The organism is uncultured Polaribacter sp. (assembly GCF_947501385.1).
In the GTDB taxonomy this organism is placed as follows: Bacteria; Bacteroidota; Bacteroidia; order Flavobacteriales; family Flavobacteriaceae; genus Polaribacter.
In genome coordinates this window covers 19,490-46,211 of record NZ_CANMVP010000011.1, presented here as the reverse complement: position 1 = coordinate 46,211, position 26,722 = coordinate 19,490, and the positions used below count along the sequence as shown (strand labels likewise).

Below are 26,722 nucleotides of genomic sequence, written 5' to 3'. Positions count from 1 at the left end.
TTTGAATCGAGAACAAAAAAAAACCGAAACTTTAAAGTTTCGATTTTTAAATAAATATTTTATTTTCTTTTTGGTTTTTTAGCTTGTTGATCTTGCGCTTGTTTCATAGCATCGTCAATTTTTTGTCTAAACTTACTTTTTTTCTTTTCAGGACGTTTTTTATTTTCTTCTATCTGTGCATGAATTTTATCTTCATCAATCACAAAGTTTTTAATAACCAACATGATAGCAATGGTTAACAAGTTTGATACAAAATAATACAAACTTAAACTACTGGCATAATTGTTAAAGAAAAATAACATCATAATAGGAGAGAAGTAGATCATATACTTCATCATCTTACTCATGTCTGGCATTCCTTCTTGCGTAGGTGCTTGCATATTTGCTTGCTGACTTTGATTCATTTTCATATAAAAGAAAATTGCTACAGATGCCAAAATTGGAAATAAACTTACGTGATCTCCGTAGAAAGGAATCGTAAATGGAAGTTTAAAAATAGTATCATAAGAAGACAAGTCATTGGCCCATAAAAAGCTTTCTTGTCTTAAAGAGATGTTTGTTGGAAAAAACTTAAACAATGCAAAGAATACAGGCATTTGTAATAATGCGGGTATACAACCAGACATCATGCTAACACCCGCTTTTCGCTGAATTGCCATGGTTTCTTGCTGACGCTTCATTGCGTTTTCTTTCCCTGGGTATTTCTCATTCAAAGCGGTTAACTCTGGTCTAATCACCTTCATTTTTGCACTTGATAAATACGATTTATACACCAAAGGAGACATGATTAGACGAACCACGATGGTCATTAAAATAATAATTAATCCGTAATTTCCTAAGAAGCCTTTTAAGAAGTTAAATACGGGATAAAAAATCGTTCTGTTTAAGAAACCAAAAATTCCCCAACCCAAATCTGAAGAATCCGCTAAGTCTGTGCCTTTGTATGTTTTCAATAAATTATAGTCATTTGGCCCGTAAAACCATTTCATATCATAATTTAACTCTCCGTTAGACAATTCTAATGGTGTTTTTAGCTCGAATTTCTTTGTAAAAACAGTATCAATATCTTCATTTAAGACCAAATCTGTAGAAGTTATGGTTGCATTATTAAAAGGTGTGTCTGATAATAAGTTAGAGGTAAAGAAATGTTGTTTGTAAGCAACCCAATCTAAATCATTTAAGACTTCAGATTTACCAGCATTAATATAATCTACTTCGCCTTCTGCTTTATAATAATAGTAAGTATACATGGTGTTTTCAGTTTTTAGACTTTTTTCATGTCTAAAACCTGTTAACGACCAATCTAAATGAATTGGATTCGATGAATTAATTATAGTGCTTAAACCTTGAGAACGGATAGAGAAATTTACCATATATTCTTTTGGCATCATTTCATATCTATATTCTAAAAACTGTGTATCAGAAACTCTTAACTTCATAGAAACAATCTGTTTGTCTCCATTTTTAGTGATTGTTGGCTGAAAAAATAAATCTTTGGTATTTAAAATTCTGTTGTCTGTAGTTCCAAAATTGATGTTAAAAGACGCGTTGTTGTCTTTTATCATATAAAGCGGAAGGGAATCGTAGGTTTTGTAATTTTTAATTAGCGCTTCCTTAATTTGTCCACCTTTATTATCAATCGTTAATTTTACAAGTTCGTTTTCTAAAACAGAAAAACCATCAGTGCCCACTATTGCACTTTGCGCAAAAGCACCTAATTTATTTTTTAGAGCAATTTGCTTGACAGAATCATTTTCAAAAGTGGTTTCATTAACAACGGGAGTACTAAAATTGTCTCTTGTTTTTGTTGAATCTATAATTTGAGTAGTATTTGTTTCTTCAGTAGCCTCTATTTCTGGTTTCTGTGTGCTCATCCACCAAAAAATGATACCTCCTAATAATATCAATCCTATAAAAGAATTGAAGTCGAATTTTTTTTGTTCCATGTGTTATTTTAAAATGTCAATCTGTCATTTTTAAACTTCTTGTTTGAAGTAAAAGGCGACAAATGTAGTAAAACTGTATTGTTTTTAGTTGATTTTTCTATGGTTATTGTTGAAGTGTATGGTAGGTCAAATAGCATTCCGTTTTTGATGGTTTCTTCGAGCGCGGTCGAGAAGTTTAAAGTTTCTTAAACTTTGTTTGCTACTTTCAATTAAAATATACTTTGATTTCAGTAACGCTCTGAACCCAGCAAAATTATTTTTTAGATTGTTTTAAAGCTGCTTTTATAAAATCTACAAATAAAGGATGTGGTTTTAAAACCGTACTTTTATATTCTGGATGGTATTGTACACCCACAAACCAAGGATGATTGGGCAATTCTATAATTTCTACCAAACCTGTTTTTGGATTCACACCCGAAGCTTTCATTCCTGCCGCTTCAATTTGTGCTAAGTATGCATTGTTAAATTCATATCTGTGTCTATGACGTTCGCTGATCAATTCAGATTTGTAAGCACTAAAGGCTTTCGTACTTTTTTTTAATTCACAGTCCCAAGCACCTAAACGCATGGTACCTCCTTTTTCAGTCACTTTCTCTTGACTTTCCATTAAGTTGATAACTGGGTGTTTTGTGCTTTTGTTCATTTCTGTTGAACTCGCATTTTCTAAACCTAACACATTTCTAGCATATTCAATAACTGCCATTTGCATTCCTAAACAAATTCCGAAAAATGGAATCTTATTTTCGCGTGCATATCGTACAGCTCTAATTTTTCCCTCAATTCCGCGATCTCCAAAACCTGGTGCTACTAAAATACCGTTGACACCTTTTAGGGCTTTCTCTGCATTTTTAGGTGTTAAGCTTTCTGAATGCACCCAACGAACTTTTACTTTGGTTTCATTGGAAGAACCTGCATGAATAAATGCTTCTGTGATCGACTTATAAGAATCGTGTAATTCTACATATTTCCCAATCAAAGCAATTTCTACTTCAGATTTTGGGTTTTTGTGTTTTCTAAGGAATTCATTCCAAACTTTTAGTTCAGGCTCACCTTTAGAAGATAATTTTATTTTATTTAAAACAACGGTATCTAAGCCCTGTTCTAGCATTAAATTAGGCACATCGTAAATAGTTTCTGCATCTATCGATTGTATAACGTCTTCTTTTTTAACGTTGCAAAACAAGGCCAATTTACGTTTGATGTCGTCAGAAATTTCATGTTCTGTTCTACATACTAAAATATCTGGACTTACACCACTTTGCATCAACATCTTTACAGAATGTTGTGTTGGTTTTGTTTTTAATTCACCTGCAGCCGCTAAATAAGGCACTAGTGTTAAGTGAATTACAATGGCATTCTCCTCACCTTTTTCCCACAACAATTGACGAACAGATTCTACATAAGGTAAAGACTCAATATCACCAACAGTTCCGCCAATTTCTGTAATTACAATATCATACTCTCCCGTTTCCCCTAAAAGCTGTATTCTACGTTTTATTTCATCTGTAATGTGCGGAATTACTTGAACCGTTTTTCCTAGAAATTCACCTTTACGCTCTTTATTAATAACAGATTGATAAATTCTACCTGTGGTAACATTGTTGGCTTGAGAAGTTGGGATGTTTAAATAACGCTCGTAATGGCCTAAATCTAAATCTGTTTCTGCACCATCATCAGTCACATAACATTCGCCATGTTCGTAAGGATTTAGCGTCCCTGGATCTATGTTTATATATGGATCTAATTTTTGAATGGTTACAGAAAAACCTCGTTCTTGCAATAGTTTCGCTAAAGATGCGGCAATAATTCCTTTTCCCAGTGATGAAGTTACGCCTCCAGTTACAAAAACGTATTTAGTGTTACTCATGGTATTCTTAGGTTTGTACAAAAGTACTAACTCTTTAATTTATGTCAAATAAAAAAAGTGAAAAACATTTGTAAAATTGTAGTTTTGTTATTCCATAAAAAAAATCAACTATAAAATGAAAAAGGTATTAGTTATAAATTTTATTCTTCTTTCTCTAATTTGTAGCGCACAAGACCAGAATATAAGCGTAGAAAGATCTGTTTTTAGTGTACAAATAGGTACTGTTGGGGTTTGGTTAAATAATGAAATAAAAATGTTAGATAATTTATCTTTAAGAACCGAGGTAGGTTTGTATACAGAAATTGTAGAAGGTAATGGCTTTTTTATGGCGCCAGAAATAACACTAGAACCTAGATGGTACTATAATTTAGGTAAAAGAAATAAAAAAGGAAGAAATATTGCGAATAATGCTGCTAATTTCTTTACCATAAAAACAAGCTATCGTTCTAATATTTTTGAAATCTTGCACGATAGAGGTAAAGGGGCAGAAAATAGTATATCTTTTATACCAAAGTGGGGTATTAGGCGTAATTTAGGTAAGTATTTTAACTACGAAGCTGGTATTGGTATTGGGTACCTAACTTTTTTTGATCAAAAATATTTTACAGCATTTGATTCTGACGGTATTATCATAGATTTACATCTGAGGATAGGTATAAATCTCTAGGATGTTAAAAAAAGTTTTAATCTTATTTTTTATTATGGTTTGTTACAGTTGCGCAAACCGAAATGGACATTTGTTTTCTTTCAATATTCCAGATTATAATTACGATTATTATAATCCAAATAAAAGAATAAATGTAAAAGATAATTATATTTTAAATGTTATAAGTGTTCAGACCCAAAATGGATTTAGAAAACAAAATCTAAAAAGTGTTCAAGAATATTTTAGCAATAAATTAGATAATAATGTAAGTTTTGTAAATCAGGTAAGAGATAAAAACGGCAAAATTTTATTAAAATCCAGTTTTCCTTATAACATTTCTAAAACAGATTTAGAAATATTAAGCAAGACTACTAATTTTGATTTTATTATTCTTTCAAAAATTGAATATTTAGAATTTTTAGATAAAAAAAGTTTAAGTCAAAATAATAAAGCGCGTTTAATTTCTGCCTCAGCGGGTGCCATTGCAACTGTAAAAATTATAGATTTAAAAAATAATGATGTAATTTTAGAAATGAGTTGTACTGCTAGTGTTAACGATCCTAAATATCATTTTGAGGAAGAAATAGATCATCAAGGACCTGTAATTGGTACGATACCAGTACATAGGAATTCTTTTAACTTGGCTAAAAAAGCCATAAAAAAACTCCTTAAAAAAATTAAATAAATTTTTTTATTTTTTTTCAAATTCTGTTTGTTAAAAATAAAAACAATTGTATATTTGCCAACGCTTTAAATGAGGTAAAATTCATTGAGTAGAAACTAGAAATAAAGAAGATATTTAAAAATACATATAATGCCGAAAAGAACGTATCAGCCATCAAAGAGAAAGAGAAGAAACAAACACGGTTTCAGAGAAAGAATGGCCTCTGCTAATGGAAGAAAAGTTTTAGCTAGAAGAAGAGCTAAAGGAAGAAAGAAAATATCTGTGTCTACAGAAACAAGACATAAAAAATAATATAATGATTAACAATTGTTAATAATTAAGGTGTTACTATTTTTAGTAACACCTTTTTTTGTACCCAACAAGTACATATTTTTACACTAACATAATACACAACTACTTAACATGCCAAAAAGAGAAGACCTAAAATCAATTTTAATTATTGGATCTGGTCCTATTGTGATAGGGCAAGCATGTGAATTCGATTATTCGGGTTCGCAATCTTTACGATCTTTAAGAGAAGACGGAATTGAAACCATTCTAATCAACTCCAATCCCGCAACAATTATGACAGACCCTTCCATGGCAGATCATATTTATTTGTTGCCTTTAACTACAAAATCAATCATTCAGATTTTAAAAGAACATCCTCAAATTGATGCGGTTTTACCAACAATGGGTGGGCAAACAGCTTTAAATTTGTGTATTGAAGCAGATGATAAAGGAATTTGGAAAGATTTTGACGTAAAATTAATTGGTGTAGATATCGATGCCATTAATGTTACCGAAGACAGAGAACAATTTAGAGAACTCATGCTAAAAATTGGTGTAGACATGGCACCACAAGCAACCGCAACTTCCTTTTTAAAAGGAAAAGAAATTGCACAAGAGTTTGGTTTTCCTTTAGTAATTCGTTCTTCATACACTTTAGGTGGCGCAGGAGCTTCTATTGTTTACAAAGCAGAAGATTTTGATGAATTACTAAGCAGAGGTTTAGAAGCATCACCCATTCATGAGGTGATGATTGATAAAGCCATGATGGGATGGAAAGAATATGAGTTAGAATTGTTAAGAGATAGAAATGATAATGTAGTAATTATCTGTTCTATTGAAAATATGGATCCGATGGGTATTCATACAGGAGATTCTATTACCGTAGCACCAGCAATGACATTGTCTGACAAAACCTATCAGAGAATGCGTGATTTGGCAATACATATGATGCGTTCTATTGGTGATTTTGAAGGGGGGTGTAACGTACAATTTGCTGTTTCACCAGATGAAAAAGAAGATATTATTGCCATTGAAATCAACCCAAGAGTTTCTCGTTCCTCTGCTTTAGCGAGTAAAGCAACAGGGTATCCAATTGCAAAAGTAGCCACAAAATTAGCCATTGGTTATACTTTAGACCAGTTAGAAAACGGAATTACAAAATCAACTTCAGCATTATTCGAACCAACGTTAGATTATGTAATTGTAAAAATTCCTCGTTGGAACTTTGATAAATTTGAAGGTTCAGACAGAACGTTAGGTTTGCAAATGAAAGCGGTTGGAGAAGTTATGGGAATTGGACGTTCTTTCCAAGAAGCATTGCACAAAGCAACACAATCTTTAGAGATTAAGCGAAATGGTTTAGGCGCGGACGGAAAAGGATATACAGATTACAATCAAATTATAGAAAAATTAACCCATGCAAGTTGGGACAGGGTTTTTGCTATTTACGATGCCGTTGCCATGGGAATTCCATTAAGCACCATTTACGACATCACTAAAATCGATATGTGGTATTTAAAGCAATATGAAGAATTGTTTCAATTGCAGAAAGAAATTGCTACCTATACCATAGATACAATAGAAAGAGATTTATTATTAGAAGCAAAACAAAAAGGATACGGAGACAGACAAATAGCACACATGCTAGATTGTTTAGAAAGCGAAGTTTACAATAAAAGAGAGGAACTAAAAGTACAGCGTGTCTTTAAATTGGTAGATACTTGTGCTGCAGAATTTAAAGCGAAGACTCCTTATTATTATTCAACTTTTGAAAATGAAATTGAAACAGCTGATGGAGAAATTATCATTGCAAACGAAAGCATTGTAACAGATAAAAAGAAAATTATTGTTTTGGGTTCTGGACCTAACAGAATTGGTCAAGGAATTGAATTTGATTATTGTTGTGTACATGGAGTTTTAGCGGCGGCAGAATGTGGCTATGAAACCATAATGATTAATTGTAATCCAGAAACGGTTTCTACTGATTTTGATACCGCTGACAAATTGTATTTCGAGCCTGTTTTTTGGGAACATATTTATGACATTATTCGTCATGAAAAACCAGAAGGCGTTATTGTTCAATTAGGCGGACAAACCGCACTAAAATTAGCAGAAAAGTTAACAAAATACGGCATAAAAATAATTGGAACTTCTTTTGAAGCGTTGGATTTAGCGGAAGACAGAGGAAGTTTCTCGGAATTATTAAAGAGAAATAAGATTCCATATCCAGATTTTGGAATCGCAGAAACCGCAGATGAAGCTTTAGTTTTAGCAGATGAATTAGATTTTCCAATTTTGGTAAGACCTTCGTATGTTTTAGGTGGTCAAGGAATGAAAATTGTCATCAACAAAGAAGAATTAGTAGAGCATGTGGTTGATTTGTTAGGCAGAATGCCAGGTAATAAATTATTATTAGATCATTATTTAGATGGCGCTATTGAAGCAGAATCGGATTCTATTTGTGATGCTGATGGGAATGTTTACATTATGGGAATCATGGAACATATAGAACCTTGTGGAATTCACTCAGGAGATTCTAATGCTACGTTGCCAGCTTTTAATTTGGGTGATTTGGTGATGCAACAAATTATAGACCATACACACACTATTGCGCGAGAATTGAAAACGGTTGGTTTGATCAATATTCAGTTTGCCATAAAAGATGATGTTGTGTATATCATTGAAGCAAATCCAAGAGCGTCTAGAACAGTTCCTTTTATCGCAAAAGCATATAAAGAACCGTATGTAAATTATGCCACAAAAGTAATGTTGGGAGAGAAAAAGGTTACAGATTTTGATTTCAATCCACAATTAGATGGATATGCAATTAAGCAGCCTGTTTTTTCTTTTAATAAATTTCCAAACGTAAATAAAAAACTAGGTCCAGAAATGAAATCTACTGGAGAAAGTATTTTATTTATTGATAGCTTAAAAGATGATCAGTTTTACGACTTATATGCAAGACGAAAAATGTATTTGAGTAAATAAAATTTTTTAAACGCACTATAAAACATCCAATTCTAAATTTAGGGTTGGATGTTTTTTTTATCCAAAATTTAAAACATATCTTTTGTTTAAGTGTTTTAACTAAAATTTAAACAAAAATTAAGAGTATTTAAGAAATGAATCTTTAATTTTGTGGCAAATCAATAATTAAAAACTAAATTTATGAAAACAAAGAACGTATGTATGGCATTTGCATTGGTAGGACTTTTTGCAACTACATCCTGTAAAGATTCAAAAAAAGAAGAAGCTAAAAAAGAAGAAGTTGTAGAAGTGGTTGTTAAAGAAGAACAAACACCAAACATTGTAGAAGTTGCAGTTGGTAATGAGAATTTCTCTACACTTGTAGCAGCGGTAAAAGCAGCAGGTTTGGTTGAGACGCTAAGTGGAGATGGGCCTTTTACTGTTTTTGCACCTACAAATGATGCTTTTGCAAAGTTACCAGAAGGTACCATTGCTACTTTATTGAAAGCAGAAAATAAAGCAATGTTAACAGGTATTTTAACATACCATGTGGTTTCAGGTAAATTTGATGCTGCAGCTGTAGTAGATGCTATTAAAGCAAACAATGGCGCATTTGAAGTGGCTACTGTTCAAGGAGGTACATTAGTTGCATCTTTAGATGGAACAAGTGTAATGTTGAAGGATGAAAAAGGAAACATGTCTAAAGTGGTTATTGCAGACGTTGCCGCTTCAAACGGAGTTATACATGCAATAGAAAGTGTTGTGATGCCTAAATAAATAGTATAAAACTTAATTGTAAAAAGCCTTCTTCTGAAACTTCAGAAAAAGGCTTTTTTATTTTAACTAAGATTTTGATCAATACTAAATGTTTAGTCTATAAAATTAATTTTATGAAGAACAGTCAAAATTGAAATATGTATGATATTTGCATTTAACAATGTTTTAAATTTAGTTAGGTAAAATATCAAAACGGGCGGTAGATTTGGCTAAAAGTCTTTCCTCTCGAATCAGTTGCCCAGTTCTATCACAGATCCCATACGTTTTATTTTCGATGCGCGTTAAGGCAGCTTGAAGTTCTCTAGATTTATCTTGTAAACGACGAATCAGTTGTTTGTCTTTAGCTTGTTGCTGAAAATGTTTGCTACTTTGATTAAAATCTACGTTGGTATTCGCTAAATGTTGTTTTTGATCTTTTTGATCGTTTTGAAATCGAGCAAGTTCTTCGGTAGTTTTTTTTAAATCACTTTCTATGATAGTTTTGAATTTTTCAAGTTTTTCTGAACTATATTGTATCGGATTCTCTGACATATCTTTTGTGTAAAGGAATTAATTATTGTGATTATATGAATTTTAAAAATTCCTATAAATAGGTTTTTTAAGTTCAAAAAATTAAATATAAAGATTTTAATTAGGTTTTAGCAGATTTTGAGGTATTTTAATCATTCTTTATAAATCTCATTGTTATGAATAATTTGTAGGTTTGTTTTCTTGTTTGATTACAAATAGAAAAGTATATTTCGATAGTATGATTAGAAAATTTCATCTTTATGAATGAAAAAGAGACGAATATAAAGAGAGTAAAAAAGCCTTGGCCAACCAAAGATGCGATGGAACAAGTCTACAAAATGAAACTTTGGGGTGATGATAATTCTGATTTTTATTCTGGTGCGGGTTCTCACCATCTAGCTATTGTAGATCCGTATATAAGAGTTTTAACCTCATTTTTAACTTCTTTTAAAGATCCATTGCTGGTATGTGATTTAGGTTGTGGCGATTTCAATATCGGTAAGCAATTGGTAAAACATACTACAAAATATATTGCTGTAGATATTGTAAAAGATTTAATTGAAAGGAATAAAGAAAAATTTGGTAGCGAAAATTTAGAATTTCAATGTGTAAACATTGCAGTTGATAATTTACCCCATGGAGATTGTGCTATTTTAAGGCAAGTCTTACAACATTTATCGAATGCTGAAATACAAAGCATACTCAGTAAATTATACGATTTTAAATATGTTATTTTAACGGAACATATTCCGAATGGTGATTTTACTCCCAATAAAGATATTATTTCTGGACAGGGAATTCGATTGAAAAAGAAAAGTGGTTTGAATTTATTGCTACCACCATTCAATCTGAAGGTAAAAGAAGAGCATCAATTACTGAGTACAAAACTACATACGAATAAAGGAGTTATTATTACTACAATGTATACGATGTTTTAAGTTTGTCATATTAAAGATTATTATTCTTTTTCTGGTTGACTTTGCCACATTACATTTACAATTTTCCATTGGTTATGAACTTTTGCTAAGTGAAATAAGTCAATTCCCCACTCAGCAGTTAATTTTGCAGAGGCTGTTTTAGAATTTATATCAAATATTTCAATAATTTTTGGAGATTCTTCATTCGCTCTATCTCCAGATGTATTCCAGCTAGCAGCTAAATTAGATAACTGCTTATGGGTCATTTCTAAATGATCTCGATATCCTTTTTCGTCAGCATTATACCAATATCCTATTTTACGTAATTTGGTGTCTACACTTTTGTCAATTCTCGTAGAATCTACTAAATACAAACCTTCAACATAATCTAAAATAGCAAGTTCTACATTTTTATACTCTGCTGAATGCTCTATTTTATCGACTTTATTTTCTGCTTTATCATTCGATATACATCCATAAAAAACGAAAAATACTAGAGAAAGTATAAAAAGTGTTTTTAATTTTTTCATAATGAGTTGATTTTAAATTGAATGCTAAGTTAAAATAAAAATAAAATTTTATTTTAGGAAAAGAATTCTTTGGAAGCTTCCCAATACACATCCATTTCAGTTAGAGACATTTCAGAAATATTTTTACCAGCTTTTTTTGCTTCCTTTTCTAAATATTGAAATCGGTTTATAAATTTTTTATTTGTCTTTTCTAAAGCATTTTCTGGGTTTACACCAATAAAACGTGCATAGTTGATTATAGAAAATAAAACATCGCCAAATTCTTTTTCGATATTTTCTTTATGATCTTTTTCAACTTCTTCATTCAGTTCAGAAAGTTCTTCCTGTACTTTTTCCCAAACTTGTGCAGGTTCTTCCCAATCAAAACCAACACTTGCAACTTTTTCTTGAATTCTACTAGCTTTTACAACTGCAGGCAAACTTTTTGGAACCCCTTCTAAAACAGAAGTTTTGCCTTCTTTTAGTTTCAATTGTTCCCAATTGCGTTTTACATCTTCCTCGTTTTCAACTTTTACATCTCCGTAAATATGAGGATGTCTAGAAATTAACTTATCAGAGATGGAATTGGCAACATCTCCAATATCAAAAGCTTTTTTCTCGCTTCCAATTTTTGCATAAAAAACAATGTGTAACAAAACGTCGCCTAATTCTTTTTTAATCTCGGTTAAATCGTTGTCTAGAATAGCATCTGCCAGTTCATACGTTTCTTCTATGGTAAGATGACGTAGGCTGTCTAAAGTTTGTTTTTGATCCCACGGACATTTCTCACGAAGTTCGTCCATGATATCTAACAAACGATTAAAAGCTGCTAATTGTTCTTTTCTGCTATTCATTTTTAAAGAGTTGCAAAATGTTTATAGATGCAAATTTTATTATAGTTTCAAAATTTCAAAATTTCAAATTTTAAAGATTACAGAAATCAATATTTATTTTGTTTAAAAGTAAAAATGAAATTTTCGAAAGGCTTTAAAAAGCACATTTCGAGACAACATTCGCTAGATTTTTTTAGTTTTAAATACTGAATACTGAATACTGAATACTGAATACTGAATACTATTTACTTTCAGTTTCTTCAGTATTTTCTTCCGTAGGTTCTTCAATTTTAGAAAAATCCATCCCAGAGTTCACTAATAAGTTAAACCACTGAATTACTTTTTTAATGTTAGAAGTATACACTCTTTCTGCGTCATAATCTGGCAATACTTCCGCAAAAAATGCTTCTAATTTTTTACCACTTTCTTTATGAGAAATGGCTTCTTTACCTTCTGTTTTTTCGAACATTGCTTTAAAGACCTGCAGTAAAGGAATGTCTTCTTCGTAAGTGTAGATAGCAATGTTTTCTAATAAACTTACATTTTGTGTAGCGTTAACAGCCAATCTTTTTTGATCTGTTAAAGAGGCAACTATAATTGCGTTTTTAGATTGAGAAACTACTTGGTATAAACCTGGTTTGCCTGTAACTGAAATAATTTTGTTAAATTCCATTTTGATTTTATATTTTAAAATATCTCTTCGAGTATTTTGATTTCGCTCTATGTAAACGAATGTCGAAAATTAAATAGTTTCCTTGCGAAGCTTCGGAAGGCTACCATTGACGTAGCTTGTAAGTTACTGTTTTACAAATTATTAATATATGTCTGGTCGAGCGCAGTCGAGACCTTCTTTAACCTCTCGACTGCGCTCGAGGAGACATTACGTCATTCCAACCGCTTGATAAAAATTTTTCTCGGGTCTCGAACAGAAATACATTTGTTATTTGCCTTTTTTAATATTTGGAAAACGCATTCTATACTCTGAATTAATTTTTCCTTTAGAAATATTTTCTAATTTCTTTTTAATAATTCGTTTTTTGAGTGAGGAAAGTTTGTCTGTAAACAAAATACCTTCTATGTGATCATACTCGTGTTGAAAAACGCGTGCAGCCAAACCTTCTAAAATTTCTGTATGTGTTTTAAAACTTTCGTCTTGATATTCAATCGTAATTTTTGGTTGTCTAAAAACATCTTCTCTTACATCAGGAATACTCAAACAGCCTTCATTAAAAGCCCATTCGTCTCCTTCTTCCTCTAAAATTTCAGCATTTATAAAAACCCTGTTAAATGTTTTTAGTGTTTCTCTATCTTTATGAGACAACTCTTCATCTTCTGCAAAAGGAGAGGCATCAATGATAAATAAACGAATTGATTTTCCTATTTGTGGAGCCGCTAAGCCAACGCCAGAGGCATTGTACATGGTCTCCTTCATATTAGAAATTAACTTTTCTAAATCAGGGTAATCTGCCTCTATTTCTACAGCAACTTTTCTTAAAACAGGATCACCGTATGCAACAATTGGTAAAATCATTTATTTTTATTTAAAAACGATTGCAAAAGTACAAAGAATGCATTTTGCAAAAAACTATTTACTGTATAAATACGACTGCAGAATAATAGTAGCACTAATTTCGTCTACCATTGCTTTGTTTCTCCGTTGTTTTTTCTTTATACCGCTGTCTATCATGGTTTGAAAAGCCATTTTAGAGGTAAAACGCTCGTCAATTCTTATCATAGGTATTTGAGGAAACGTTTTTTCTAATTTTTTTAGAAAAGGAAGTATAAATACTTCACTTTGACTATCAGAATTATTTAGTTGTTTTGGTTTTCCTACTAAAAACAAGGCTACTTTTTCTTTTAAAGTATATGCTTTTAAAAACGAGAGTAATTCTGCAGTATTTACAGTGGTTAGGCCAGACGCAATTATTTGCAACTCGTCTGTAACTGCAATTCCTGTTCTTTTTTCACCAAAATCGATGGCTAAAATTCTTGACATTTATTCTTTTTTTAACAAAAATACGTTTTTTAAACAAAGCAAAAATATCTGTTTAAAAAATGTATCTTCGCTTTCAGTTTTTGCGGATACAATTATATTTGTAAAAATTAAACAATTACAATGAAAGAAATTAGAGAAATTATAGAAGCAGCTTGGAACAATCGAGAGTTATTAAAAGAGCAAAACACCATTGATACGATTAGAAAAGTTATAGATTTATTAGACAAAGGCACTTTAAGAGTTGCAGAACCAAATCATCCCGAAATTTCGGGAGGTTGGCAAGTAAATGAATGGGTTAAAAAAGCAGTGGTTTTATATTTCCCAATTCAAAAAATGGAAACTTTAGAAGCGGGTATTTTTGAATACCATGACAAAATTCCATTAAAAAGAAATTTTGCAGCAAGAGGAATTAGAGTAGTACCCAATGCAGTAGCAAGACACGGAGCTTATATTTCTTCGGGCACAATTCTAATGCCAAGTTATGTAAATATCGGAGCTTATGTAGATGAAGGGACAATGGTAGATACTTGGGCTACAGTGGGTTCTTGTGCGCAAATTGGTAAAAATGTACACCTTTCTGGTGGTGTTGGTATTGGTGGTGTTTTAGAGCCTTTACAAGCAGCTCCTGTTATTATAGAAGACGGTGCTTTTATCGGTTCTAGATGTATTGTTGTAGAAGGTGTCAGGGTAGAGAAGGAGGCAGTTTTAGGTGCAAATGTTGTGTTAACAATGAGTACTAAAATTATAGACGTTACTGGTGATGAACCGATAGAAATGAAAGGTAGAGTTCCTGCAAGATCTGTAGTGATTCCCGGAAGTTATACCAAAAAATTTGCCGCAGGAGAATACAACGTACCTTGTGCTTTAATTATTGGAAAAAGAAAAGAAAGTACCAACAAAAAAACATCTTTGAATGATGCTTTACGTGAGTACGATGTAGCGGTTTAAAGCTAAAAATGCTATGGCAAAAATATCGGCAATAATACCAACTTTAAATGAAGAAATTCATATTGCAGCTGCAATTGAATCTGTACGTTTTGCAGATGAAATTATTGTCATAGATTCTTATAGTACAGATAAAACCATAGAAATAGCAGAAGAATTGAATGTAAAAATCATCAAGCGAACCTTTGATGATTTTTCATCTCAAAAAAACTTTGCAATCAATCAAGCAAAATATCCTTGGATTTATATTTTAGATGCAGACGAAAGAGTACCCAAAGAATTGAAAAAAGAAATAGTAGAAGCTATAGAAAACCCTAAAGATTTTGTGGGGTTTTATATTAAAAGAGCTTTTTATTTTTGTGGACAAAGAGTAAGGTATTCTGGCTTTCAAAGAGATAAAGTAATTCGCTTGTTTTTAAAAGAGTTTTGTAATTATAATGGAAGCCCTGTGCATGAAACCATAAAAGCAAAGGGTAAAGTTGGTTTTTTAAGCAATAAAATTGAACATTATTCTTACAGAAGCTATGATCACTACATTTCTAAAATGAATCACTATGCCGCTTTAAGAGCAAAAGAATTGCACGAACAAGGCAAAAAAGTAACTGCATATCATATTTTAGTAAAACCAGCTGTTCGGTTTTGTATTCATTACATCATAAGATTTGGTTTTTTGGATGGTTTTATGGGGCTTTTAGTTTCTAAAACACAAGCATACGGAGTGTTAGCAAGATATATGAAATTAGGTTTATTAAACAGGGATGCTTTAAAAGATGAGTAATTCTAAATTTAATATTTCTATAATTATTGTCAACTATAAAAGTTGGAAACCATTAGAACTATGCCTAAAATCTATAGCAGAAATTTCATCTTCGAATTTAAAATTAGAAACAATTATTATTGATAATTGTTCTAATGATCATCGGTTGAATGACTTTAAAAAGAAATTTTCAGATTTTTCTTTTTTTGTAAACTCAGGAAATAATGGTTTTGCAAATGGTTGTAATCTAGGCGCAAAAAAGGCATCTGGAGAATATTTACTTTTTTTAAATCCAGATACCATTGTTACAGAAGCACCAATTTACAAAATGGTTCGTTATTTAGAGGCAAATATAAACTTCGGTATCGTTTCTTGCCAACAAAAAAATGAAACTTCCTTTGAAAAAACACATCGATTTTTCCCCGATTTTCACACACTTTTTGGATTTTTAAGAGCACTTAACAAAAACTATTTATTCAATAAAATAAAAAAGAAAGATGAAGTCCTATTTCCAGATTGGGTTTCTGGTGCTGTAGTATGTATAAGTAGGCGTTGGTTTGACAAAATTAATGGTTGGAATGAAGATTACTGGATGTATTTTGAAGATGTAGACTTCTCTAAAAAAGTTAGAAATAGTGGAGGAGAAGTTGCGCTGCTAACAGATACTGAAATAATTCATAACCACGGAGGTTCCTCCCGAATTAATATCAAAACAGCAGTTACTACTAAAACAGAAGTAATCATTTCAAAACATGTTTATATTAGAAATCATTTTACGGGTATAAAACATTTTATACTTCAATTTCTTGTCGTGTCAACAACATTCTTTAGTAAATTAATCATAGCATTATTGGGGCTTATTTTCTTTTTTATCCTTAAATTTAGATTAGACTTATTTTTGTTTTTTAAAGTTTTAAAGTATTATATTTTTGCAATAATTAATCAGACCTGGTTGAGTGACAAATCTATGAATCATCAAAACAAAAAATAGCATGGAAATAAAAGATAAATCTTATTATAAACATGCCAGGACTGGGATGTTGCCATTTGTTCCAAAGGAAGCCAAAACTATATTAGAGATTGGTTGTGGGCAGGGTAATTTTTCAGGACAATTCGTAAAAGATGGAATAGAGGTATGGGGTGTAGAACCAGATCCAACCGCAGCAAAGTTTGCTATTGAAAAGCTTTTTAAAGTTTTTGAAAGTGCTATTGATGAGGCACTTAAATATTTGCCTGATGATTATTTTGATGTTATTATTATGAATGATGTTTTGGAACATTTAACCTATCCTTCAGAAGTTTTAAAGAAATTAAAAATAAAACTTACAAAGGAGGGTGTAACTGTCTCGTCAATACCTAACGTTCGATATTCAAAAAATATTTTTAATTTGATTTTTAAAAAGGACTGGAAATACACAGAATCTGGTATTTTAGACAATACACATTTCCGTTTTTTTACAAAAAAAAGTATTCAAAGATTGCATATGGATTCTGGATATTCAATACAATGTATTAAAGGAATTAATAGAACCAAGTCATTTTTATTCTTTCCTTTTGCTGTTTTAGTTAATATTCTTTTATTATGTTCACAATTAGATATGTTTTATATGCAATACGCTACGGTTGCAAGAAGAAACATATAATTTTTATTTAAGTATCAGTATAGTTTTATCTATAAAAATATTTAGCCATAATTTAATTCATTCAATACCTATTTAATTATGAATTTAGAGCGTTTTGAAAATAATGAAATTGATGCGGTAATTACATGGGTAGACGGACATGATTATAATCATAGAGAGAAGATGAAACCTTTTGTTGAAAATCTAAACTCTATGAATAATATAAATTTTCGAAGTCGTTTCGATCACGTAAATGAGATTGAATTTTCGGTTAAGTCAATTCGAAAATTTGCTAAGTTTATAAGAAATATCTTTATTGTTACAGACAATCAGATTCCAGGTTTTTTAAAAGATCCAGAAAAAGCAACTAGAGAATTTCCCAATGTTTTTATTGTAGATCATAAAGTAATTTTTGAAGGTTACCATAAATATTTACCTACTTTTAACTCGATGTCTATCGAGTCTTTACTTTATAAAATACCCAATTTATCAGAACGTTTTATTTATTTAAACGATGATTTTTTTTTATTGAATGATGTAAAAATTTCTGATTTTTTTATTGGTAATAAAACTGTAATTAGAGGTGTTTGGACATCTTTTTACGAAGATATTTGGTACAAGAAATTTCAAAAAAAGATTTTTCAATTGATTGGTAAGGATGAAAAAATAAATGCTTTTGGGTTTAAGAAAAGTCAGCAATTAATTGTTAAGAAGTTAGGCTTTAAAAAGTATGTGCGTTTAGATCATTCTTTTACGGCAATGAGAAAATCTACATTTGAAAAGTATTATTTAAAAAACTCAAAGATGTTAGAAGAAAACATTAAATATCGTTTTAGGAGTCATAAACAATTTTTAAATCAATCTCTAGCCGTTCATTTAGAGATAAAAAACAATACCTTTATTTTGAATAACAATTATCAATTAGTTAATTTTCAAAATTATAAAAAACCTTTTTTTTGGATAAAATATAAGCTCAAAAATGCTGATAAAAATAAAAATAGACTTTTTCTCTGTATGCAAAGCTTAGATAAGTGTCCTAAAGAAAAATTAAATTTTATAAAAAAATGGCTTTCAGTTAAATATAATTAATATAACAAGAAGAACTTATTCAAAGGATTTTTATACTTTAACTTTGTCTCGTTGAATACAGTGATTACGCCTAAAAATTTTATTTACTAGTTTGGTGATTTTTTATTGTTAAAATATAAATATTTAGTAGAATGATAGTAGGCAGACAAAAGGCTGTCCATCTGCAGTGTGATATTTGGTTTTAAAAACTTAATATCGTCAATTGTATTTGTTTGTAAACTATATAGACTCGATTTTTTAGTGGTATTGGTTTTCTCATAGTAAAAACCATCTTTTATTATTCCAACAGCTTTTTCTCCTTTGCTTTGAGTATAAACAAATGCAGCCGTATTTGTGGTTTTACGATCCAATAAATCCCTTCCTAAAGTATAATTCGTATAATCTATTTTGGCTAAACTTGTTACTGTTGGAAATATATCTATTAGCTTTGCATATTTTTTAATTTCTTGAGGTTTTACATATTTTGGTGCATGAATAAAAAACGGAACATGATGCACTTGAATTCCTAAATCGTCTTCATTATTTTTTAGGAAATTTAGTTTTTTCATTCCTCCTCTGTGATCCCCAAAAAAGGCAAATATAGAATTTTCATAATAACCAGATTTTTTGGTTCTTTCTAAAAAGCGCGCAATATTAAAATCTAAATAGCGAATTCCGTTTAATTGACCCAAAGATCTAAATCCTCCCTTGAGTAGTGTTTCCTCGTCAATTTCATGCTCTAAAATGGGTACAAAACTTTCTTTTTTATTAGGTACCGTAAAAGGCATGTGATTTGTTGCTGTTTGAATGTAAGCTATAAAAGGTTTTCCTTTCTGGTGTAATTTTTTTAATTCCTTATCAGATTCTTTAAACAAGTCGTAATCGTCAATTCCCCATACGTCGGCTCTGTTTTCCTCTTCAAAACTTCCTTCTTCATAGATCTTTAAGTCTTTTATATTAGATTGAAATACGCCTCTAATATTCGCCCAATTTGCAGATCCACCTAAAAAATATAGTTTTTCATAACCGTTATATTGATCAAAAATAATACGTTGATCTATAATCATAGGATTTCTTGAGGCTGTTTTCACATCTTCAATATCAGGCAAACCCGTAATGCTCGCAAAAACACTACCCGCGGTTCCTGGTTTGTGCACATAAAATTTAGAAAAACTTAAGCTTTCTTTCATAAGCGAATCCATTTTAGGTGTGCTGTTCAGTGGGTTTCCATAGAAACTCATGGGGGCAGTACCCGTAGATTCTAACATTACAAAAATAACATTAGGTTTTTTTTTGTAAGGGTTCTTGAAAGTTATTTTTTTTTCAAAATTTACAGTATCTACAGGAATGTTTAAATGCTTTGCAATTACTGGGTAATAGGTTTTAAATTTTTCCAAATCTACACCTTCACTTCTAAAAGCAAAACTATCAAAAAAGTATAAAACGGGGTTTAACGTAAATTGATTTAGAGCATTATTTTCAGAGAAAAAAGCCTCACTCCAGCGCAAAGGGTAATGTGTTACACTGTTGTAAATGCCAAAAGAAAACAGTAAAATAGTAAAAATAAAGTATACTAATTTTAATTTTGCAACTATTTCTTGATGTATTTTTGAGCATAAGTTATAAATAAAGATCGCATATTTATAGATGATAAAGCATAAAATTAACAATCCAAAAATACCTTTGTAAATAGGATAGCTTTCTATTAATACTTGACTAGATATCTTTATGTCACTTAAAAAACGAAGAGAGGATGCGTCTAAACGAATCGCTAAATACTCATAATACCCAAAATCAAATAGATAAAAAAGTGTTAGAATTAAGTAGCATAATACAAGGTAAATACTAGCTATTCTTTTATATATTACCTTTTTGAAAAAATTATGATTGGCAATTAAAATTAGTATTGTTGCAGGGAAAAAAGTAAGAATAGCTAACTTTAAATCAAAACGAATTCCTAGAAAAATAGCTTTTTGTAATTCTAAATTAGAAATGTTGTCTAGATCTGCCAATAAAAAATAGAAGAGCGCCCTAAAGAAAAAGATATAAGCAAAAAGAAAAAAAACATTTGTAAAAATGTATTTTATATAATTTGGAATTTTTTGAGACATATATTTTAGATAGATTACAAAGTTACTATTTTTAGAGTTATTACTAATAAACATTTATTAAAAACGAAAATTATATAGAGGGTTTAAAAGTAGAATTTTAAATAGAATAAAAGTATTTTTTACACTTTGGATGTTGTGTTGTACTTATAAAAATAATCGTTTTAATAAATAGTAAAACCAATTTTGAAAGATGTTGATTATATAGTAAATTTGCACTAAAATAAAGTGAATATACATCATCTAAAACTGTCAATTATTATAGATGAAACATATTCTGGCCTTAAGACCATAGTTCATGCAAAAACAAATCTCGAAAGAGGCTATTTCATTAAAAATCTTTAAAATTATTTCTCAAGCATCGCAAAATATTGATGTAGAAAGTTATGTAATTGGTGGTTTTGTAAGAGATTTTTTCCTAAAAAGAGGCACCGCAAAAGATATTGATATTGTTGCCATTGGAAGTGGTATTGATTTGGCGCTTCAAGTTTCTAAGTTGTTACCAAACAAACCCAAAGTTCAAATTTTTAAAACGTACGGTACAGCCATGTTGCGTTATCAAGATATTGAAATTGAATTTGTAGGTGCTAGAAAAGAATCGTATTCTGAAGAAAGTAGAAACCCAGAAGTTTCTAAAGGAAGTTTACAGGACGATCAAAATAGACGCGATTTTACTATAAATGCATTGGCGTTGAGTTTAAATGAAGCTAATTTTGGGGAATTGTTAGATCCGTTTGATGGAATGCTAGATTTAGAAAAAGGAATTATTAGAACGCCTTTAAATCCAGATATTACCTATTCTGATGATCCTTTAAGAATGATGCGTGCCGTTCGTTTTGCAACACAATTAGATTTTAAAATTGAAGAAAACTCATTATTAGCTATAGCAAAAAACGCGCACAGATTAGAAATTATTACGAGAGAACGCATTGTAGATGAGTTGCATAAAATACTAAGTGCATCAAAACCATCTATAGGATTCTTATTGCTAGAAAAAACAAAATTATTGCCTCAGATTCTTCCAGAATTAATTAATTTAAAAGGAGTAGAAGAGGTTGAAGGGCAAAAGCATAAAGATAATTTTTATCATACTTTAGAAGTTGTAGATAATATTTCAAAATACACAAATGATGTTTGGTTGCGCTGGGCAGCCTTGTTGCATGATATTGGAAAAGCACCCACAAAAAAATTTAGTAAAAAAGTTGGCTGGACATTTCATGCGCATGAATTTGTAGGTTCTAAAATGGTCTATAAATTGTTCAAACGCCTAAAAATGCCGTTGAATACTAAAATGAAATTTGTTCAAAAAATGGTGTTGTTGAGCTCTCGACCAATTGTTTTGGCAAGTGAAGTTACAGATGCGGCCGTAAGACGTTTGGTTTTTGATGCTGGTGATGATATTAATGCTTTAATGACACTATGTGAGGCAGATATCACCACAAAAAATCCGAAGAAATTTAAAAGATATCATCAAAATTTTGAGTTGGTTCGCTCTAAAATAAAAGAAGTTGAAGAAAGAGATAAAGTACGTAATTTTCAACCACCAGTTTCTGGTGAAGAGATTATGAAGGCTTTTAATTTAAAACCTTGTAGAGAAATTGGTCAAATAAAAGAAGCGATAAAAGAAGCCATTTTAGATGGGAAAATACCAAATGAACACCAAGCTTCTTATGATTTTATGATTGAAAAAGGAAAAAAATTAGGCTTACAATTAGCTTAAAGATTGCATATTAACCAACTTAAAGTATTCTCCTTTTTTGTCAAGTAATTCGTCATGTTTTCCTTGTTCAACAATTTTACCTTTTTTCATGACTACAATTTTATCTGCTTTTTGTATGGTAGATAATCTGTGTGCAATTACTAAAGAGGTTCTATTTTTCATCATTTTTTCTAAAGCAATTTGTACCAATTGTTCAGATTCTGTGTCTAACGCAGAAGTAGCTTCGTCTAAAATCATAATGGGTGGATTCTTTAAAACAGCTCTCGCAATCGATAAACGTTGTTTTTGTCCGCCAGAAAGGGTATTTCCACTGTCACCAATATTGGTTTCAAACTGCAAAGGTAATTCTCTAATAAACTCGTATGCATTTGCAATTTTAGCAGCATCTAAAACGGCTAGATCACTTGCATTTTGAGCGCCTAATTTTATGTTATTTGTAATGGTGTCATTAAATAAAATAGAATCTTGAGAAACAATGCCCATTAAATTCCGCAACGATTTTTTTGTAATGTCTTTAATGTTCTGATTGTCAATTATTATGTCGCCTTTACCAACGTCATAAAAACGTGTAATTAAATTTGCTAAGGTAGATTTCCCACTTCCAGATTGCCCAACCAAAGCAACCGTTTCTCCTTTATTAATAGTTAAAGAAAAGTCTTTTAAAACATATTCTTTTTTATACTTAAAAGAAATGTTTTTAAATTCAATTTTACTTTTAAACTCTTCTTTTGCGGTGGCGTTTATCTTGTCTTTTATTTGATTCTCAGTATTCAAAACCTGCATAATTCTTTCTGCAGAAGCTTCCCCTTTTTGAACATTATAATAGGTAGTTGTAATTAATTTTATAGGATTTAAAACCGTATAAAAAAGAAGAATATAACCTAGAAATTTACTGGAATCTAAAGCACTCGTTTTATTTATAACTTCAACTCCACCATACCAAAGAATTGCAATTATTGTTGCAGAACCTAAGAACTCACTCATAGGAGAAGCTAAGGTTTGTCTGTGAAAAACACTCGTCATTAATTTTCGAAAACTAGAGGTAGAATCATTGAATTTTTTTTCAATAACATGTTCTGCATTAAAACCTTTGATAATTCTTAACCCCGTTAAGGTCTCTTCAATAAAAGATAAAAAATTACCGGTTTCTTTTTGAGCCTTAACCGAGTTTGCTTTTAATTTTTTACTAACTGATGAGATAATAAATCCAGAAACTGGTAGTAAAATAAATACAAAAAGGGTCAGTTTTACACTCATAAAAAGCATAATACTTATTGAAATTATAACTGTTAAAGGTTCTCTTACGATGACTTCTATAGATTTTAATATTGAATTTTCTACCTCTTGTACATCTGCTGTCATTCTTGCTATAATGTCTCCTTTTCTTTTTTCTGAAAAGTAAGAAACAGGTAATTCTACAATTTTATGATATATTTTATCACGTAAATCTTTAACAACACCAGTTCTTAGGAAAGTGATCACATAAGAGGCTAAATATCTAAATAAATTTTTGAAAAAGAAAAGTGAGAGTGATAGTATACAGATAAAAAGTAAAACGCTAATTTCACCTTCATCTAATATTTTTTGATAAATAAAGTAGTTGAAACTATTTTCAGCATAACTACCAATGCTAGCTATATCTTCATATATAGGTTTTACAATTACTTTTTTCTCTTTACCAAATAAAATGTTTAAAACAGGAATAAATGCTAAAACAGAGAGCACATTAAAAATTGCATATAAAATATTGAATAGAATGTTTAAGAGTGTAAACTTTCTATACTTCTTTTCATATTTTAAAATATCCTTAAAATAGCTCATTAATTCAATTTCATCTCTTTTATAATGCGTTGAATTTTTGCATCTAAATTTGCCTCAACTTTTACTGAATTTTCTTTTGAATTTAAGTTTGAATTCACACTGAAATAAAATTTTATCTTAGGTTCTGTTCCACTTGGTCTTGCCGCAATTCTTGTTCCGTTTTCAGTTTGGTAAATCAATACGTTTGATTTTGGTAAATCAATTTTTGATGTTTTACCAGTTATCAAATTCTTTTGAATAGAAGCTTCATAATCAGATAATGTTGCTACTTTTTCTCCATCTATTTCTGTCAAAGGATTGTTCCGCATATCGCTCAACATTTGTTGTATTTGCGTAGCTCCGTCCATTCCTTTTTTTGTGATAGAAATTAAATGTTCTTTGTAAAAACTGTTGTCTACATAAATAGCTAATAGTTCTTTATAGAAAGAGCTCCCGTTTTGTTTGGCATACGCAGCAACCTCACAAGCAAGTAGTGTGGCGGTAACGGCATCTTTATCTCTAACAAAATCGCCAACCATATACCCAAAGCTTTCTTCACCACCGCCAATAAAATCGAGTTCTGGAAAATCACGCACCATTTTAGCAATCCATTTAAAACCTGTTAAACCAACTTTGGTTTCAACATTGTAACTATTTGCCAAATCGTTTACCAATTCTGTGGATACAATGGTAGAACCTACAAACTGTTTCCCATTAATCTTACCTGCATCCTTCCACTTTTTTAATAAGAATTTTGTCATCACAACCATGGTCTGGTTGCCATTCATCAATTTTATATTGCCATCGGTATCTCTTACAGCAACTCCTAATCTGTCGCAGTCAGGATCTGTGCCAATAACAATATCAGCATTTATTTTATTTGCCAAATCAGTTGCCATTTTTAAAGCTTCTGGTTCTTCTGGGTTTGGTGATTTTACCGTTGGAAAATCTCCATCTGGCGCTCTTTGTGCTTCAACAATATGAACATCTGTATACCCCGCTTTTGCTAAAGCATCAGGTATAGATACAATAGATGTTCCATGCAAAGAGGTAAAAACTATTTTTAAATTTTTTCTATCAATAGCATTTGATAAAGAACCATTTTTAACAGAAGCTTCTATAAAAGCATCGTCTACTTCTTTCCCAATGGTTTCGATGAGTGCTTCATTTGCTTTAAAGTTTATTTCAGAAAAATCTAAAGCATTTACTTTATTGATAATTCCACCATCATGCGGAGGAACTATTTGTCCGCCATCTGCCCAATACACTTTATAACCATTGTATTCTGGCGGATTGTGAGAAGCTGTTAAAACAATACCAGCATCACAGTTTAAATGACGAACTGCAAATGATAATTCTGGAGTTGCTCTTAAGTCTTCAAACAAAAATACCTGTATGTTATTTGCAGAAAAAACGTCTGCAACAACTTTTGCAAACTTTTTGCTATTGTGTCTACAATCGTAAGCAATTACAACTTTTAATTGTTTCTTTTGAACGTTTTCTAGCATGTAATTAGACAAACCTTGTGTAGCTCTCCCTAAAGTATATTTATTAATTCTGTTGGTTCCTGCGCCCATAATTCCACGCATTCCTCCAGTACCAAATTCCATATCTTTATAGAATCTGTCTGCTAAGTCTGGTGAATTAGCAGTAATTAATTGCTGAATTTCTTGTTGAGTTTCAGTATCAAAAGTAGCAGATAACCACTGTTTTGCTTTGTCTAAAATTTCGCTCATTTTTAGTTTATTTTTATGCTTATAAAATGCAAAGATACATTTTAGAAATTGAGTTTTTCCTTTATGGAGTAGTGTTTTTCATTGCTTTTGCTCTGTATTATCAATTCGCCAATAAAACCTGCTAAAAATAATAAAGTTCCTAAAATCATAGATGTCAACGCAATGTAAAACCACGGGTTGTCTGTAACTAAAATTGTTTTCATGCCATTGTAAACTTTATAGAGTTTTAAAAGACCAATATAAAATGCGGTTGTTGTTCCGAAAAGAAACATAAAAGTTCCCCAAAGACCAAAAAAGTGCATGGGCTTTTTACCAAATTTTGATAAAAAGGAGATGGTAATTAAATCTAAAAAGCCATTTACAAATCGCTCCATCCCAAATTTTGTAACGCCGTATTTTCTTGCTTGATGTTGCACCACTTTTTCGCCAATCTTCGTAAAACCTTCGTTTTTAGCTAATACAGGAATGTACCTGTGCATTTCTCCGCTTACCTTAACGGTTTTAATGACTTCGTTTTTATAGGCTTTTAAACCACAATTAAAATCATGTAATTTTAGACCAGATGTTTTTCTAGCCGCAGCATTAAATAATTTTGAAGGAATATTTTTGGTAACAACATTGTCATACCGTTTCTTTTTCCAACCAGAAATCAAATCGAAATTTTCTTTTATGATCAGGTCATATAATTCTGGAATCTCTTCTGGATTGTCTTGTAAATCTGCATCCATGGTAATTATAACATCGCCTTTTGCGAGTTCAAAACCAGCGTCTAAGGCTTGCGATTTTCCAAAGTTTTTTTGAAAACGAATTCCTTTTACAGCCGTATTCTTTTCTGCTAATTGTTCAATAACCGTCCAAGAAGCATCTGTACTTCCATCATCAATAAAAATTATTTCATATAAATAACGATTGGATTGCATAACTTTTGCAATCCAATCGTGTAATTCTTGTAAAGATGCTGCTTCATTAAGAAGTGGTATTACTACCGAAATATCCATATCTATGTAGTTGTAAAGTTTTAACTTTAAGAACTTTTAAACAAT

General features: G+C 30.9%; 24 protein-coding genes. 12 read left to right on the top strand and 12 right to left on the bottom strand.

Annotated elements, in window-relative coordinates; translation table 11 throughout:
* Positions 1–59 precede the first annotated feature (59 nt).
* Both yidC and Q0998_RS08730 read right to left on the bottom strand, forming a co-directional pair.
* Positions 60–1,946 (bottom strand): membrane protein insertase YidC, encoded by a 1,887-nt coding sequence (gene yidC, locus Q0998_RS08735; RefSeq protein ID WP_299669010.1) that lies wholly within the window; start codon positions 1,944–1,946, stop codon positions 60–62.
* 253 nt (positions 1,947–2,199) lie between these two features.
* Positions 2,200–3,813, bottom strand: coding sequence for a CTP synthase (locus Q0998_RS08730; RefSeq protein WP_299669008.1), 1,614 nt, complete (start codon positions 3,811–3,813; stop codon positions 2,200–2,202).
* 115 nt (positions 3,814–3,928) lie between these two features.
* Between Q0998_RS08730 and Q0998_RS08725 the strand changes: the two genes are divergently transcribed.
* From Q0998_RS08725 to Q0998_RS08705, 5 genes are all read left to right on the top strand, one after another.
* Positions 3,929–4,480, top strand: coding sequence for a hypothetical protein (locus Q0998_RS08725; protein WP_299669005.1), 552 nt, complete (start codon positions 3,929–3,931; stop codon positions 4,478–4,480).
* 1 nt (position 4,481) lies between these two features.
* Entirely contained in the window at positions 4,482–5,144 is a 663-nt protein-coding gene (locus tag Q0998_RS08720) for a hypothetical protein (protein ID WP_299669002.1), read from the top strand.
* A gap of 129 nt (positions 5,145–5,273) precedes the next feature.
* Positions 5,274–5,435, top strand: coding sequence for a 50S ribosomal protein L34 (rpmH, locus tag Q0998_RS08715; protein WP_299668999.1), 162 nt, complete (start codon positions 5,274–5,276; stop codon positions 5,433–5,435).
* 111 nt (positions 5,436–5,546) lie between these two features.
* The gene (gene carB / locus Q0998_RS08710) at positions 5,547–8,402 is read left to right on the top strand and encodes a carbamoyl-phosphate synthase large subunit (protein ID WP_299668996.1); all 2,856 of its coding nucleotides are present in this window, start codon (positions 5,547–5,549) and stop codon (positions 8,400–8,402) included.
* Between the two features lie 180 nt (positions 8,403–8,582).
* Positions 8,583–9,158: a fasciclin domain-containing protein gene (locus Q0998_RS08705; protein WP_299668993.1), complete on the top strand. Its 576-nt coding sequence runs from the start codon at positions 8,583–8,585 to the stop codon at positions 9,156–9,158.
* Positions 9,159–9,329: 171 nt separating this feature from the next.
* Here Q0998_RS08705 and Q0998_RS08700 read toward each other — a convergent pair whose 3' ends face one another.
* Entirely contained in the window at positions 9,330–9,689 is a 360-nt protein-coding gene (locus Q0998_RS08700) for a hypothetical protein (protein ID WP_299668990.1), read from the bottom strand.
* 239 nt (positions 9,690–9,928) lie between these two features.
* Between Q0998_RS08700 and Q0998_RS08695 the strand changes: the two genes are divergently transcribed.
* Positions 9,929–10,606, top strand: a complete 678-nt coding sequence (locus Q0998_RS08695; RefSeq protein ID WP_299668987.1) for a class I SAM-dependent methyltransferase — start codon at positions 9,929–9,931, stop codon at positions 10,604–10,606.
* 20 nt (positions 10,607–10,626) lie between these two features.
* On the opposite strand, the gene Q0998_RS08690 is transcribed toward Q0998_RS08695, so the two are convergent.
* From Q0998_RS08690 to ruvX, 5 genes are all read right to left on the bottom strand, one after another.
* Positions 10,627–11,115 (bottom strand): nuclear transport factor 2 family protein, encoded by a 489-nt coding sequence (locus tag Q0998_RS08690; protein WP_299668984.1) that lies wholly within the window; start codon positions 11,113–11,115, stop codon positions 10,627–10,629.
* 53 nt (positions 11,116–11,168) lie between these two features.
* Complete coding sequence (gene mazG / locus Q0998_RS08685; RefSeq protein ID WP_299668982.1) at positions 11,169–11,948, bottom strand: nucleoside triphosphate pyrophosphohydrolase; 780 nt, start codon at positions 11,946–11,948, stop codon at positions 11,169–11,171.
* Between the two features lie 220 nt (positions 11,949–12,168).
* Positions 12,169–12,600, bottom strand: coding sequence for a DUF5606 domain-containing protein (locus tag Q0998_RS08680; RefSeq protein ID WP_299668979.1), 432 nt, complete (start codon positions 12,598–12,600; stop codon positions 12,169–12,171).
* 267 nt (positions 12,601–12,867) lie between these two features.
* Positions 12,868–13,458 (bottom strand): peptide deformylase, encoded by a 591-nt coding sequence (def, locus tag Q0998_RS08675; protein ID WP_299668977.1) that lies wholly within the window; start codon positions 13,456–13,458, stop codon positions 12,868–12,870.
* A 54-nt stretch (positions 13,459–13,512) separates the two neighbouring features.
* A complete protein-coding gene (ruvX, locus tag Q0998_RS08670) occupies positions 13,513–13,923 on the bottom strand; it encodes a Holliday junction resolvase RuvX (RefSeq protein WP_299668975.1) in 411 nt (136 codons plus the stop codon).
* 120 nt (positions 13,924–14,043) lie between these two features.
* Between ruvX and Q0998_RS08665 the strand changes: the two genes are divergently transcribed.
* The 5 genes from Q0998_RS08665 (at position 14,044) to Q0998_RS08645 (ending at position 18,336) form a co-directional block, all read left to right on the top strand.
* On the top strand, positions 14,044–14,871 hold the full coding sequence (locus Q0998_RS08665; RefSeq protein WP_299668972.1) for a 2,3,4,5-tetrahydropyridine-2,6-dicarboxylate N-succinyltransferase: 828 nt from the start codon (positions 14,044–14,046) through the stop codon (positions 14,869–14,871).
* Between the two features lie 13 nt (positions 14,872–14,884).
* Entirely contained in the window at positions 14,885–15,646 is a 762-nt protein-coding gene (locus Q0998_RS08660) for a glycosyltransferase family 2 protein (protein ID WP_299668969.1), read from the top strand.
* Positions 15,639–16,616, top strand: a complete 978-nt coding sequence (locus Q0998_RS08655) for a glycosyltransferase family 2 protein (RefSeq protein ID WP_299668966.1) — start codon at positions 15,639–15,641, stop codon at positions 16,614–16,616. The genes Q0998_RS08660 and Q0998_RS08655 overlap by 8 nt, the downstream gene beginning before the upstream one ends.
* A gap of 1 nt (position 16,617) precedes the next feature.
* On the top strand, positions 16,618–17,268 hold the full coding sequence (locus Q0998_RS08650) for a class I SAM-dependent methyltransferase (RefSeq protein WP_299668963.1): 651 nt from the start codon (positions 16,618–16,620) through the stop codon (positions 17,266–17,268).
* A 78-nt stretch (positions 17,269–17,346) separates the two neighbouring features.
* Complete coding sequence (locus Q0998_RS08645; protein ID WP_299668960.1) at positions 17,347–18,336, top strand: Stealth CR1 domain-containing protein; 990 nt, start codon at positions 17,347–17,349, stop codon at positions 18,334–18,336.
* Positions 18,337–18,422: 86 nt separating this feature from the next.
* On the opposite strand, the gene Q0998_RS08640 is transcribed toward Q0998_RS08645, so the two are convergent.
* The gene (locus tag Q0998_RS08640) at positions 18,423–20,426 is read right to left on the bottom strand and encodes an LTA synthase family protein (RefSeq protein WP_299668958.1); all 2,004 of its coding nucleotides are present in this window, start codon (positions 20,424–20,426) and stop codon (positions 18,423–18,425) included.
* Between the two features lie 295 nt (positions 20,427–20,721).
* Between Q0998_RS08640 and Q0998_RS08635 the strand changes: the two genes are divergently transcribed.
* Positions 20,722–22,143: an HD domain-containing protein gene (locus Q0998_RS08635; protein WP_299668955.1), complete on the top strand. Its 1,422-nt coding sequence runs from the start codon at positions 20,722–20,724 to the stop codon at positions 22,141–22,143.
* Here the strand turns inward: Q0998_RS08635 and Q0998_RS08630 are convergent.
* From Q0998_RS08630 to Q0998_RS08620, 3 genes are read right to left on the bottom strand one after another with little or no spacing between them, the layout of a single operon-like run.
* Entirely contained in the window at positions 22,135–23,964 is a 1,830-nt protein-coding gene (locus Q0998_RS08630) for an ABC transporter ATP-binding protein (protein ID WP_299668952.1), read from the bottom strand. The genes Q0998_RS08635 and Q0998_RS08630 overlap by 9 nt on opposite strands.
* Positions 23,964–25,679, bottom strand: coding sequence for a phospho-sugar mutase (locus tag Q0998_RS08625; RefSeq protein ID WP_299668949.1), 1,716 nt, complete (start codon positions 25,677–25,679; stop codon positions 23,964–23,966). Before Q0998_RS08625 ends, Q0998_RS08630 begins: the two co-directional genes overlap by 1 nt.
* Positions 25,680–25,720: 41 nt before the next feature.
* Complete coding sequence (locus Q0998_RS08620) at positions 25,721–26,677, bottom strand: glycosyltransferase family 2 protein (RefSeq protein WP_299668946.1); 957 nt, start codon at positions 26,675–26,677, stop codon at positions 25,721–25,723.
* Positions 26,678–26,722: the final 45 nt, after the last annotated feature.